Source organism: Martinezella multihospitum, from assembly GCF_900094585.1.
In the GTDB taxonomy this organism is placed as follows: domain Bacteria; phylum Pseudomonadota; class Alphaproteobacteria; order Rhizobiales; family Rhizobiaceae; genus Rhizobium; species Rhizobium multihospitium.
In genome coordinates this window covers 127,143-138,886 of the sequence record NZ_FMAG01000002.1, presented here as the reverse complement: position 1 = coordinate 138,886, position 11,744 = coordinate 127,143, and the positions used below count along the sequence as shown (strand labels likewise).

At 60.4% G+C, this 11,744-nt stretch carries 15 protein-coding genes; 1 reads left to right on the top strand and 14 read right to left on the bottom strand.

The features are described 5' to 3' along the window. A partial coding sequence (locus tag GA0061103_RS07510) for a flagellin N-terminal helical domain-containing protein (protein ID WP_483423512.1) occupies nt 1-185 on the bottom strand: 185 nt, incomplete at its 3' end. Nucleotides 186-517: 332 nt separating this feature from the next. On the opposite strand from GA0061103_RS07510, the gene GA0061103_RS07505 reads away from it, so the two are divergent. Then, nucleotides 518-2,461: an O-linked N-acetylglucosamine transferase, SPINDLY family protein gene (locus GA0061103_RS07505; protein ID WP_092709122.1), complete on the top strand. Its 1,944-nt coding sequence runs from the start codon at nt 518-520 to the stop codon at nt 2,459-2,461. Between the two features lie 53 nt (nt 2,462-2,514). Here GA0061103_RS07505 and fliP read toward each other — a convergent pair whose 3' ends face one another. The 13 genes from fliP to flgF form a co-directional block, all read right to left on the bottom strand. After that, nucleotides 2,515-3,273, bottom strand: coding sequence for a flagellar type III secretion system pore protein FliP (gene fliP / locus GA0061103_RS07500; RefSeq protein WP_069611318.1), 759 nt, complete (start codon nt 3,271-3,273; stop codon nt 2,515-2,517). Further along, nucleotides 3,270-3,764: a flagellar basal body-associated FliL family protein gene (locus tag GA0061103_RS07495; protein ID WP_092709119.1), complete on the bottom strand. Its 495-nt coding sequence runs from the start codon at nt 3,762-3,764 to the stop codon at nt 3,270-3,272. Before GA0061103_RS07495 ends, fliP begins: the two co-directional genes overlap by 4 nt. 24 nt (nt 3,765-3,788) lie before the next feature. After that, nucleotides 3,789-4,502 (bottom strand): flagellar basal body L-ring protein FlgH, encoded by a 714-nt coding sequence (gene flgH / locus GA0061103_RS07490; protein ID WP_092709116.1) that lies wholly within the window; start codon nt 4,500-4,502, stop codon nt 3,789-3,791. Beyond that, nucleotides 4,499-5,029, bottom strand: coding sequence for a MotE family protein (locus tag GA0061103_RS07485; RefSeq protein WP_092709113.1), 531 nt, complete (start codon nt 5,027-5,029; stop codon nt 4,499-4,501). The genes flgH and GA0061103_RS07485 overlap by 4 nt, the downstream gene beginning before the upstream one ends. After that, nucleotides 5,026-6,144, bottom strand: coding sequence for a flagellar basal body P-ring protein FlgI (locus tag GA0061103_RS07480; RefSeq protein WP_092709111.1), 1,119 nt, complete (start codon nt 6,142-6,144; stop codon nt 5,026-5,028). The genes GA0061103_RS07485 and GA0061103_RS07480 overlap by 4 nt, the downstream gene beginning before the upstream one ends. After that, on the bottom strand, nt 6,141-6,626 hold the full coding sequence (gene flgA, locus GA0061103_RS07475; protein WP_245304702.1) for a flagellar basal body P-ring formation chaperone FlgA: 486 nt from the start codon (nt 6,624-6,626) through the stop codon (nt 6,141-6,143). The genes GA0061103_RS07480 and flgA overlap by 4 nt, the downstream gene beginning before the upstream one ends. Nucleotides 6,627-6,660: 34 nt before the next feature. Then, nucleotides 6,661-7,449: a flagellar basal-body rod protein FlgG gene (gene flgG, locus GA0061103_RS07470; RefSeq protein ID WP_092709105.1), complete on the bottom strand. Its 789-nt coding sequence runs from the start codon at nt 7,447-7,449 to the stop codon at nt 6,661-6,663. Between the two features lie 97 nt (nt 7,450-7,546). Beyond that, nucleotides 7,547-7,897: a flagellar hook-basal body complex protein FliE gene (gene fliE, locus GA0061103_RS07465; RefSeq protein ID WP_092709102.1), complete on the bottom strand. Its 351-nt coding sequence runs from the start codon at nt 7,895-7,897 to the stop codon at nt 7,547-7,549. After that, entirely contained in the window at nt 7,894-8,310 is a 417-nt protein-coding gene (gene flgC / locus GA0061103_RS07460; protein WP_092709099.1) for a flagellar basal body rod protein FlgC, read from the bottom strand. The genes fliE and flgC overlap by 4 nt, the downstream gene beginning before the upstream one ends. A gap of 16 nt (nt 8,311-8,326) precedes the next feature. Beyond that, complete coding sequence (gene flgB / locus GA0061103_RS07455) at nt 8,327-8,719, bottom strand: flagellar basal body rod protein FlgB (RefSeq protein WP_092709096.1); 393 nt, start codon at nt 8,717-8,719, stop codon at nt 8,327-8,329. A 119-nt stretch (nt 8,720-8,838) separates the two neighbouring features. Continuing rightward, nucleotides 8,839-9,384, bottom strand: coding sequence for a flagellar protein (locus GA0061103_RS07450; protein WP_092711142.1), 546 nt, complete (start codon nt 9,382-9,384; stop codon nt 8,839-8,841). Nucleotides 9,385-9,469: 85 nt separating this feature from the next. Beyond that, nucleotides 9,470-10,855 (bottom strand): flagellar protein export ATPase FliI, encoded by a 1,386-nt coding sequence (fliI, locus tag GA0061103_RS07445; RefSeq protein WP_092711140.1) that lies wholly within the window; start codon nt 10,853-10,855, stop codon nt 9,470-9,472. Between the two features lie 11 nt (nt 10,856-10,866). Continuing rightward, nucleotides 10,867-11,601, bottom strand: a complete 735-nt coding sequence (gene flgF / locus GA0061103_RS07440; RefSeq protein WP_092709093.1) for a flagellar basal-body rod protein FlgF — start codon at nt 11,599-11,601, stop codon at nt 10,867-10,869. Between the last annotated feature and the right edge of the window lie 143 nt (nt 11,602-11,744).

Here is an 11,744-nt window from a genome sequence, read left to right as displayed (position 1 = left end):
GCGCCGATGGCGCTGTTGTCGGACTTCATGCTGGTGGCGATCGACCAGTAAGCAGCGTTGTCGGAAGCCTTGGAGATGCGCAGGCCGGAAGAAACAGCCTGCTGCGTGTTCTGCAGATTGCCGCTGATATTCTGCAGCGTCTGGAGGGCGGCCATTGCGGAATTGTTGGTGATAATGCTGGTCATAGAGTTGTCCCCTGAAAACTGGATACAAAAGGAGGACATACCGGACTGGAAATACCGGCGATGACGGAGCAGCTTCATGCCCCTCGATCCATTTTCCTAGAGGACCAAACCCGTCATGTCGCGAAGAAGTTCGCATCCATTGCTTGCCAATTTCTTAAATCCGGGGCTGATGGACATCGCCTCTCTGGAACGTGGCTAAGAATCCGTAAAGGCAATTTCAACCGGTGCTTCGGTTTCAGGCAAGCTCCGTGAGGGATCATCAAGCGAATCCATGATGCCGGCCCTCACCCTCAGGCGAGAGCCAGTCAACATATCGCTCGGAGTTCTCGCTCGTGAATACGAAAAATGCCTTTGTGACAGCGTCCGGCTTCTACCAGAAGGGCCAATATACACGCGCTCTCGAAACGCTGAACGAGCTGCTGAACGTCGACAGGTCGCCCAAGACCTATGCGCTGCTGGCAAAAACGCTGCTCAAGCTTGGCTTCAAATCGGATGCGGCGAGCGCCTACGAGCTGGCGGGTCGACAAAAGCCGCAGCGCGACGACTATCTTCGAGAAGCCCTGTTGCTACACAACGAATGCGGCAATGATGATCAGGCTCTTGCTGTGGGAAGCCTGATCCTTCCGATGGCGTTCAAGGACCCGGAGCTTGCCTTCATCCTCGCTCGCATCTTTCTGAGCCGACAGCAGAAAGAACTTCTGACGGGCTTCAAAACGGTACTGGTCGAGGGACCGGAGCTTAAGCATCGGCTTCTAGCAGCGAAACTCCTCACGGACGATCTCTATGACGAAAGCAACCGACACCTCGTTGCGACGCTGTTCAAGAAACATCCCGACAGTATCGTCACTCGCATACTCCATCTGATCTTCGCTCGCGAGATATCCGATCTCGCGGCTGTCGACCGGCACATGGCGCCTGTCTTAGCGGCGTTGGCAAAGGGCAATCTCGACTACGTGATCCCAGACAATCCCTTTTTCCACCTGCATTGGTGTGGCGACGAAACCATTAACAAGCATGCATTTCACGACACCAGACCTCTGCCCGCCGGCCATGCCGAGGCTCGGCGCAAGTTGCCACACGCGTGGAGCAACAAAATCCGCGTCGGCTATCTCTCGTCCGACTTCTGGCCTGGCCACGCGACGATGAAGCTGATGCAGCGGACCCTGGAGCTGCACGACAAAGATCGGTTCGAGATCACGCTCTTCGACCATTCCGATCTCGCTTCCCAGAAGGAGCAAGAGTTAGACCATAGAAAATGGGGAACGATCGTCGACATTCGTAGCCTCTCCAACGAGGCGGCAGCAGAGGCGATCCGCGCGCATGGGATCGATATTCTCGTCGACCTCAAGGGTCATACCAAAGGAAGTCGCGCCCACATCCTCAACTACATGCCCGCTCCGATCCAAGTCGCCTGGCTGGGCTTTCCCGGCACAACCGTCAACATCGACCTCGATTACATCATCGGCGACCATTACGTCCTGCCGGATCAGTCGAAAGCGCATTTCTACGAAAAGTATTGCCGCCTGCCCGAATGCTACCAGCCGAACGATCCGCTCAACCGTCCGAAGCCGCGGCCGACGACGCGTGCGGAGCACGGGCTGCCCGAGGGCGCTTTCGTTTACGCTTCCTTCAACGGCAACCGCAAGATCACGCCGCAGATGGTCGACGTATGGTGCAATATTCTCAAGCGCAGCAAGAACAGCGTGCTCTGGCTGCTGTGCAACGGCCCTCGGGCGGAAGCCAATATCTGGTCGCGCCTGGAAGCCCGCGGCGTCAACCGCAAGCGGGTCGTCTTCACCACCCGCATTCGCTACGAGGACCATATCGACCGCCAGCAGCTTGCCGATCTCGGTCTCGACACCTTCCCGGTGAACGGCCATACGACGACTTCGGAACAGCTCTGGGGCGGCCTGCCGGTTCTCACCATCAAGGGCACCAATTTCGCTTCGCGCGTCAGCGAAAGCCTGCTGAATGCCATCGGCCTGCCGGAACTGGTGGCAGACGACGCCACGGCCTATGAAGACATGGCGGTGCAGCTCGCCGGCCAGCCGGAGCGGATCGCCCAGTTCAAGGAAACGCTGGCGGCCAATCGCTACATCAAGCCGCTCTTCGATGCCGAACGCTTCACGCAGCATCTGGAGACAGCCTTCGAGATGATGGCGGCGCGAGCCAAGCAGGGGCTTGCACCCGATCACATGGACGTGCCGGCACTACCGGCGCGCGTCGAACCGTTCATGGAAGACGACCAGAACTCGGCGGCAATCGCAGCCGAGTAAGTTTCAGCGATCATCGGGGTGAGAGCTCCGATGATCGCCTTCCGCTCGTAATATCAGTGGAAAGAGCGGACCAGGCTGCCGACCAGAAGGTTCCAGCCGTCGATCAGCACGAAAAAGAGAATCTTGAACGGCAGGGAGATCGAGGTCGGCGGCAGCATCATCATGCCCATCGCCATGACGATGGTCGACACGATCAGGTCGATGACCAGAAACGGCAGGACCACAAGGAAGCCGATCTCGAAGCCGCGACGAATTTCCGAGATCATGAAGGCCGGGATGAGGACGCGGTAGTCGATCTTGTTGTCGACCACGGTCGTCTGGCCGCGCTCCTGCGCGAGATCGACGAACAGCTTCAGGTCCTTGTCGCGTGTGTTGTTGGACATGAAGGTCCGGAAGGGCTCGGCGATGCGCTGCACGGCATCTCCTTCCGAAATCTGATTGGCGAGCAGCGGCTGCACGCCATCCTTCCAGGCCTGATCGAACGTGGGCGACATGACGTAGAAAGTCATGAAGAGCGCAAGGCTCAGCAGGATCATATTCGACGGCGTCGTCGCAAGACCCATGCCGGTGCGCAGGATCGAAAACGCGATGATGAAGCGCGGAAAGCTCGTCACCATGATCAGGATACCCGGCGCGATCGACAGGATCGTCAGGAGCCCGAAGGTACGGATGATCCAGGCGGCAACCGAGCCGTTGACCGGCGCGTTCAGCAGATCGGTGGGAAGCTGCTGCGACAATTGCTGCGCCGCCGCCAGCTCGGGCGACAATGCAGCAATGACGAATATAGACAGGGCAAGTGCTAATCGACTCATTCGATCACGAAAGTTCTGAAGATAACTTTCGATACCCGTCCTTCCGAGCGCAGGTCAACACGCTCCTGAATGTCATCCCTAAGATATTGCAGGCCCCGTGCACCTTCGATCTGCTGCAGGGAAACCGTGCGGATATAAGCGAGGATATCCTGATGGATCGCCTGGGCGAGCTGCGCGTCCGGCGGCCCCTTGAAAACCAGCGCAAGCTCCAGCCTGATCCAGCTCTGCGAGGGATAAGCCAGATTGGTGGTGATCGGATCGAGCGGGATGATACCGTTTGCCTGAGCGGCGGCCGCAGCCTGCTTGCTGTCGCCGCCGGCCTTTGCGGCCGCCTGGACCGCAGCGCTTGCCTGTTTGATCCGCGGCGCCACCATGGTTCCCAGCACCCAGCCGCCGCCGCCGCCGAGCACGCTCAGCACCAGTAGCCCGACGATCATCATGATCAGCGGTGATCCCTTGCCCTTTGCCGGTTCGTCTGCGGCTGCTGCCATATTCCCTATCCGTCCACTGTCAAATCAGAGCGGCGAGAGCAGGTCGACGGCCTGCTGCCCCCTCGGTGGCTGCTGTATTTCCGTCAGGCGGCCTCGGCCGCCATAGGAGATGCGCGCCTCCGCAATCTTGTCGTATGAAATGGTATTCTCGGACGTGACGTCCTGCGGCCGGACGATGCCGGCGACGTTGAGAATACGGATTTCCTGGTTCATGCGCACTTCCTGCGAGCCGCTGATCATCAGGTTGCCGTTTTCAAGAATGCCCGTCACGACAGCTGCGACCAGAAGGTTGATCTGCTCGGAGCGCTGCATCTTGCCCTTGCTATCGGTGCTGGTGTCGGAGCCCGAGGTCGCGTCGGCATTGGTGCTGGGCTGCCAGCCGAAGATCTTGGCAGTAATATTCCAGTTCATATCGCTCTTGTTCGTGCGATTGCGATTGGTCTCGTTGTCCCAATTCGCCTTGTCGTTGATCTGGATCGTAACGGTCAGTATGTCGCCGACATTGAGCGCGCGTGCGTCCTTGAAGAGAGCGGCCTGCGAATCGTTCCAGAGCGAATAGCCCTGGGCGACCTGATGAGGCCGCTTCGGATACTGCGACATCTGCGGCGTCTGGGCATATTGCAAGCCGCTGCCGATCGGACTCATGGCAGGCGCCCTGCCGATTTCCTTGAGGGCCTGCGACTGGCAACCGGCGAGGAAGACGACGATTGCGCAGGCGGCCGTAAGACGCGTGTTCATGAGGGGTCCTTCGACTTCGATGTATTCGGGTCGGATGCGCTGGCGATGATATTGGTGATCATGGCCGCCTTCTTCGCATCCATTTCCGCCAGGATCAGGCTCGACTGGCGCGGCGAAAGCTTCATGATGATGGCTGCGGCAGTTACGGTCCTGACATCGTTGAGGCTTGCCGCTGCGGCATCCGGCTTCATGTTCTTGTAGATATCGACCAGGCCGAGATCGGCCGTCTTGAGGAAGTCGTCGCGCTTTTTCAGCCAATCCTCATATTCGGCCTTGCGCTTGTCCATGGTGGCAATGCGCTGATCGACATCCGCCTGAAGCTTTTCCAGTTCCTGCTTTTGCAGCAGATAGCGCTGGTCTCGGGCCGGATCGGCGATATTGGTGCAGAACTGGCGGATCTCGTCCTGGCTCGAAGCTGGGTCAGCAACCGGTTTCGGTGCCTCTTGCGCCGCGGCCGTCGTCAGTGACAACAGCGCGGCGAGGCTACCGGTGATCAGCATTTTTCTGGCGATGGCGGTAGAGATCATTGCAGGACGAGCTCCGCTTGCAGGGCGCCGGCCGACTTGATGCCTTGCAGAATGGCGATGATGCCGTCCGGCTTGACGCCGATATTGTTGAGGCCGGAGACCAGTGTCTTCAGATCAGGCCCTTCCAGCACCGCCACGCGACCGCCGCTCTTGGTGGCGGTAATGTCTGTCTGGTCCTGAATAGCCGTCTGGCCATCGGAGAAGGGTTCTGGCTGGATCACCTGCGGATTCTCGCTGACCTGCACGGTCAGCGTTCCGTAGCTGACGGCGACCGGCGAGACACGGACATCGGCGCCGATGACGATCGTTCCGGTGCGCTCGTTGATGACCACCTTGGCCGGCGTATCGGTCTGGACGTTGAGATTTTCGATGTCGGCCATCAGCCGCGTCAGATCCGCCATCTTCGGCTTGGCGATCGTCACCTCCTGCGAATCCTTGGCTTCCGCGATCGGCGCACCGAAACGCGAGGTCGCCCAGGTATTGACCGTATCGGCGATACGGATCGAGGTGGAGAAGTCCGGATTGCGCAATTGCAGGACCAGATTGACCGAGTCCTTGAAGCGCGACGGCAGTTCGCGCTCGATGATGGCGCCGCCGGGTACGCGGCCGGCCGTCGTGACACCTTCGGTCACCGTTGCGGCAGCACCCTGCGCCTGGAAGCCGGATACGATGACCGAGCCCTGCGCCACGGCATAGATCTGCCCGTCGGCGCCGCTCAGAGAAGTCATGATCAGCGTGCCGCCGCGCAGCGACGTCGCATCGCCGAGCGAGCTGACGGTCACGTCGATGCGGCTGCCCGGGCTTGCAAAGGGCGGCAGGTTCGCCGTTACCATGACGGCCGCCGTATTCTTGGCGGCGGATTGGCCGCCTTGCGTCGAGATGCCGAGGTTTTGCAGCATCGCGCGCATGGACTGTTCGGTGAACGGCGAAGAACGCAGGCCGTCGCCGGTCCCCTGGAGACCGACGATCAGGCCGTAGCCGATCAGCTGGTTGTCGCGGCCGGATTGCAGCGACGCAATATCCTTGATGCGGGATTGCATCGCGAGAGCCGGATCAGCAAGGATCAGGCTCGGCAATGCGAACAAAATTGCGAGTAGTTGACGAAGCCGTTTCATTTCGCGACCACGCGGATCGTACCGTTTTGAAGGACCGTGCCGTTGACGATGATACCGGAATCCATGTTGCGGGCGCGGACATTGTCGCCGACGGCGCCATCATCCAGCGGCGTGCCGGCCGCCGTGATCGTCATGCTGCCCATGCTCATGACAAGACGGACATTGGAGCCACGGGTCACCGCATAGGGCTGGCGTAGTGCTGAGATCGAGATCGTGCGGCCGGGAAGAAGCGTGCGCTTCGACACCAGGCCGGTGACATCGCGAAGCCTTTTGGCATAGTCGCCGGCCAGATTGGGATTGGTGACCTCGACCTCTTCGAGCTGACCGCTGCTGATGATATCGCCCGGATAAATCGTCTCGGTCGGCACCACGGCGGTTCCGAGACTTGCGCCATCGGCGCTCTGCGCCCCGGCAGGCGCAGCCGAAGCGAATACGACGGAGAGGCTCGCCGCGGCGAACCATGCCATTGCCCAGCTTTTCATCCGGCGAAACCTCATGTTCGGCCCGTCCCTCTTGTTACTTCAGGTTCTTGCTGACGATCTGCGCCATTTCGTCGGCCGTCGTGATGACCTTCGAATTCATCTCGTAGGCACGCTGCGCAGTGATCAGATCGGTGATTTCCTTGACCGGATCGACATTCGACGATTCCAGATAGTTTTGCTTCAGATAGGCGAAGCCGTTCTGGTTCGGATCGGAGACGACGGGATCGCCCGAGGCAGGCGTCTGCGTGAAGAGGTTGCTGCCCATCGGCTGCAGGCCGGCTTCATTGACGAAATTGGCGATCTGCAGCTGGCCGAGCACGGTCGGCGTGGTCGCCGTACCGATGATCGCCGACACCTGGCCGGATTGGCTGATGGTGAGGCTGCTGGCATTGTTCGGGATCGTGATGCCCGGCTCCAATACGTTGCCATCGGGCGTGACGATCTGGCCGGTGTCGCTCTTGTTGAAGGAGCCGGCACGGGTGTATGCGGTCGTGCCGTCGGGCATCTGGATCTGGAACCAGCCGCGACCGACGAGGGCTACATCGAGCTCGTTCTGGGTCTGCGATAGCTCGCCCTGGACCTGGATGTTGCGTACGGCTACGGTCTGGACGCCGAGGCCGATATTGGCGCCTTCCGGGACGACTGCCTGGTTCGGCCTGTTGGCGATGCCCTTGGCGCGCTCGGTCTGATAGAGAAGGTCGGAGAACTCGGCGCGCGAGCGCTTGTAACCCGTCGTATTGATGTTCGCGATGTTGTTCGCGATCACTTCGAGATTGGTCTGCTGGGCGTCCATGCCCGTCGCGGCAATTGCGAGCGCTCTCATGCTTTCGTCCTTCGAGCCAGGGCGGGACCTTCGAAACCGCGAAGCGGCCTGCGAACAACTCACGCCAAATCAATTAATTAGAGCGGGGAACCCCGCGCTAGATCTGCATCTTCGAAATATCGAGGAACGCTGAGACCACCTTGTCGCGCAGTGCGATCGCGGTCTGCAGGGTCTGATCGGCCTGCATGACCTTGTCGACGACTTCACGGGTGCTCATCGTGCCCTTGATGCCGGCGAAGGAGGCGTTTTCAGCGTCTTTCAGCGAGTTGATGGAATCCTTCGCGACATTCGACATGACGGACGCGAAGCTCATTCCGGCATCCACGCCCGTGGCAACGGCCGGCGAGGCATTCAGGGCGCTGGAAGCAGCGGAGGTCAGATCCGTGGCGATGCTGCCGAGGCCGCGGGTCGCCGAAAGAGAGGCTACATTCTTAACCGAGTCGATCATTGGTTCTTCAGCAGATCAATAGTGGAGGAGATCAGATCACGGGCCTGTCTGACCGTCTGCAGATTGGCCTCGTATGAACGATTGGCCTCCCGCATGTCGGCCATCTCGACGAGGATGTTGACGTTGGGCATCTTGACGTAGCCCTTCTGGTCGGCCGCCGGATTACTGGGATCGTATTCTTCGACGAATTTGCCCGTGTCCTGGCCCAGTTTCTTGACGCCGACCGTGGTCAGGCCATTGGCGCGATCCATTTCGGCACCGAACGTTACGGTCTTGCGCCGATAGGGATCAGCACCGGGCGTGTCGCCCGTCGAACGGGCGTTGGCGATATTTTCGGAGACAATACGCAGACGAGTCGATTGAGCCTCCAGGCCGGAGCCCGCAATCTTCAATGCGGCTGATAAAGGGTCCATGACATCTTCACTTCATCTATTGTTTTACGGTCATCAACATCATGCGATGAAAGGAGCCGACGAGAGCGGTGTTCAAGCTGTACTGGCGCTTGATTTCACCGGCCTTGGCGAGCTCGTCTTCCAGGCCAACGGTGTTACCTGATTCCTGGACACCAATTTCCTGGTTGAGCGGCGCTTCCTCCACGTTGAGGTTGCCGCTCGTGCTGAATTCGCTACCCGAAAGATGCGCGGGATTTGTCTGGACCATGCCGACGTTCTGGTTATCCAGAACGGCCTGGAACGGCGTGACATCCTTGGCGTGAAACTTCGGCGTATTGGCATTGGCGATATTGCCGGCAACAACCTGCTGACGTACCTGGAGCCACTCGGCTTGCCGCGAGGCCAGGTCAAAGAGCTGAATGGGTTGCATGGGCTTCTCTCCGTTCTTACACTGTGAATCTAGCGGGATAATCTTGCGTGGGACTTGCGAGAAATGCGTTCCTGTAAAGTCTTCGAAGTGCCTGAAATCCAGGCGATTCCGGGTTTTCCTCAATTGTTGCCGTAGACATCGCCCGTCGAGGTGACGATGACCCATTTTCCCTCTCGCTGTTCGATCGAGGCCAACCGGCTGTTGTCGGGCAAAAGCGATCCGACGCGGACCACATACATGCCGGTGTCGTCCTCGATCAGCGCGCGGCCATTGGCGACATGCAGCAGCTGGAAGGCGGACTTGCCGGGGAACGGCTGCTGATCGGCCGGCGGCCCCTTGTCATCTTCCCGGCCGGCGTTGCTGACCGTCGCCGTCGTCAGCGGATCGGGAAGCAGATCCTTCGGCTCGGAGGGATTCTTGTTGACCATGGCGAGCGGCGACACGCTGACGATGGTGCGGCCAGGCCAGTTCGGAAGATCGCGGGTGCGATCGCCTTCGGCCACCTGAATGCCGAACTTGTCCGGGTTCAGAAAGACGTACCAGGGAAAGAAGGCGGAGGCACCGGCAAGCGCCAGCCCCGTAAAGGCGAGAGCCTTGTCCGTAACGGTTCGCCTTCTCGCCGATTTCGGCGGGGCGACCGGTTCGTCTGCGTCGGATTCTCTCACTTCTGGCCCCTTTTTCGGCATGACATTCGGCGATATCCGGCAGGCTGCGGACAAGGAAAAATCGAGGTAGTGCTGGGCACGACCATCACTTGGCTCTGGCGGGGACACCGCTCGAAGCGTTTCTGAGGGCCGTCGCAAGATCGGTGAAGGCATCCGCCGACGGCTCTTCGCCCGGGGTCTGCTTCAGTATGTCGTAGATGATCGGCACCTGGCGCACGGCGATGTCGAGATCGGCGTCGCTGCCCTGGCGATAGCCGCCGATCAGGCGCAGATCGCGCGTTTCCTCGTAGCGGTGCACCAGCGCTTTCAGGCGAGAAACCAGCTTTTCCTGATCCGAGGTCCAGGCCTTTCGGGCAAGACGCGAGACGGATGCGAGCGGATCGATCGGCGGATAGCGCCCCTCCTCGGCAAGGCTGCGCTGCAGGACGATGTGACCGTCCAGAATGCCACGGGTGGAATCGGCGATCGGATCGTTGTGGTTGTCGCCATCGACGAGGATGGAAATGATGGCGGTGATCGTTCCGGTTCCCTCCGGCCCCGGACCGGCGCGCTCGAGAAGGCGCGGCAATTCGGTGAAGACGGAAGCCGGATATCCGCGTGCGATTGGCGGCTCGCCGGAGGCAGTCGCCACTTCGCGGATGGCGTGGGCGAAGCGGGTGACGCTGTCGACGATCAGGAGAACGTTGTCGCCCTTGTCGCGGAAATGCTCGGCGATCGTGATGGCCGAAAGCGGTGCCATCTTACGCAGCATCGGGCTCTCGTCGCTCGTCGCGACGACCGCCACCGATTTCTGCATGTGGGAACCGAGCGTATCCTCGATGAATTCGCGCACTTCGCGGCCGCGTTCGCCGACGAGCGCGATCACCACCTTGTCGAAGGCTTCGGCTCTCGCCAGCATCGACAGCAGCGTCGATTTGCCGACGCCGGAGCCGGCGAAGATGCCGAGGCGCTGACCAAGGCAGAGCGGCGAGAAGATATCGATGGCACGGACGCCGGTCTTGAACCCGGTCTCGACGCGCTTTCGCGTCATCGACGGCGGGGCCGTGTTGGAGATCGAGCGCGCTTCAAGACCCGCGGTCAGCGGCCCCAGCCCATCGATCGGCTCGCCGAGCGAGTTGATCGTACGGCCGCACCAGCTGTCATCGGGCGCGATGCGAAAGGCGCCCTTGCGGATGATGGTGTCCTGGATGCCGATCGGTTCGCCCGGCTCGATCGGACAGACATAGGTGAGTTCCGGTTCGACGCGGACGACTTCGCCGAGGTGGACGCCCGTCGGCGACCGATGCGCGACGAAATCGCCGAGGCGCACCTGTCTGGAAAGGCCGGCAACGGTATAGTGGCCGGCAGCGATGGTGCGCACATGGCCGCCATGGGCCACGGCATTCTCCGCCATCGCATACTGGCCGGCCAGAAGGGCCATATGCGAAAGCTTCGGCGACAACGCGCCTTCCGGCAACCGATCCTCGACCATCATCAGTCTCTTTACTGGCTACCGCCGAGGGTCTTGATGGCGTCGGTGAGCGTGCCTTCACTGCTGCTGGTGAGCGTGCTGATATTATCGAAGGCGCGGCTGACCTCGATCAGATTGGTCATTTCCCGCATGCCGTTGACGTTGGAGTTTTCAAGATAGCCCTGGGCGATGCCGATATTCGAGCGGTCGATGACAGCCTGTGGCGTATCGGTCGGCAGGATGCCGCTGTTTTCGTAGCGCAGGAAGCCCTTGCTGACATCGGCGCTATAGAGGCCAATCTGGCCCATGCGGCGGCCGTTCTGCGTGATAGTCCCGTTCGACGCGACGCTCGGCGGACCGCCGGCGGGGTCGAGCTGGATCGGCGCACCGCCGGGATCGAGGACCGGGAAGCCACGCGTGGAAACCAGCGCGCCGCTTTCGGTCATGGTGAAGCGACCGTCGCGCGTCAACACCAGGCCGGCCGGCGTGTTCATGCCGAAATAGGCGTCGCCCTTGACGGCGAAATCGAAGAGATTGCCGGTATTCTGAAGTTCGCCATTGTCGGTGGAGAGATAGTCGTTGCCCTGCGAGACGAAGGCGACCTTGGCGTTGAGCTTGTTTTGCGTATTGCTGAGGACCTGATCGAACTTGACCTCGGTACCACGGAAGCCCGTCGTATTCACGTTGGCCAAATTGTCGGCGATCGTCGTCAGACGCCGCTCGAGCGCCATCTGGGACGACAGCGCGACATAAATACCAGACTGCATTTTCAACGCCCTCCGGACATTGGAGAATAACGGGAAAGGAAACGCTGCGGGCGCTCCTACATTTCGTTAGCGGGGCATGGATGCCCTTACCCGCCATCCTGCAGGGCTTGGCTTGTGCGAAGCTGACAAGGCAAAAAGGATGT

What these genes read in the sequence shown, in the direction of transcription:
- fliP (WP_069611318.1), bottom strand. Translation starts at nt 3,273, where the DNA reads ATGAGTCGATTAGCACTTGCCCTGTCTATATTCGTCATTGCTGCATTG.
- GA0061103_RS07495 (WP_092709119.1), bottom strand. Translation starts at nt 3,764, where the DNA reads ATGGCAGCAGCCGCAGACGAACCGGCAAAGGGCAAGGGATCACCGCTG.
- flgH (WP_092709116.1), bottom strand. Translation starts at nt 4,502, where the DNA reads ATGAACACGCGTCTTACGGCCGCCTGCGCAATCGTCGTCTTCCTCGCC.
- GA0061103_RS07485 (WP_092709113.1), bottom strand. Translation starts at nt 5,029, where the DNA reads ATGATCTCTACCGCCATCGCCAGAAAAATGCTGATCACCGGTAGCCTC.
- GA0061103_RS07480 (WP_092709111.1), bottom strand. Translation starts at nt 6,144, where the DNA reads ATGAAACGGCTTCGTCAACTACTCGCAATTTTGTTCGCATTGCCGAGC.
- flgA (WP_245304702.1), bottom strand. Translation starts at nt 6,626, where the DNA reads ATGAAAAGCTGGGCAATGGCATGGTTCGCCGCGGCGAGCCTCTCCGTC.
- flgG (WP_092709105.1), bottom strand. Translation starts at nt 7,449, where the DNA reads ATGAGAGCGCTCGCAATTGCCGCGACGGGCATGGACGCCCAGCAGACC.
- fliE (WP_092709102.1), bottom strand. Translation starts at nt 7,897, where the DNA reads ATGATCGACTCGGTTAAGAATGTAGCCTCTCTTTCGGCGACCCGCGGC.
- flgC (WP_092709099.1), bottom strand. Translation starts at nt 8,310, where the DNA reads ATGGACCCTTTATCAGCCGCATTGAAGATTGCGGGCTCCGGCCTGGAG.
- flgB (WP_092709096.1), bottom strand. Translation starts at nt 8,719, where the DNA reads ATGCAACCCATTCAGCTCTTTGACCTGGCCTCGCGGCAAGCCGAGTGG.
- fliI (WP_092711140.1), bottom strand. Translation starts at nt 10,855, where the DNA reads ATGGTCGAGGATCGGTTGCCGGAAGGCGCGTTGTCGCCGAAGCTTTCG.
- flgF (WP_092709093.1), bottom strand. Translation starts at nt 11,601, where the DNA reads ATGCAGTCTGGTATTTATGTCGCGCTGTCGTCCCAGATGGCGCTCGAG.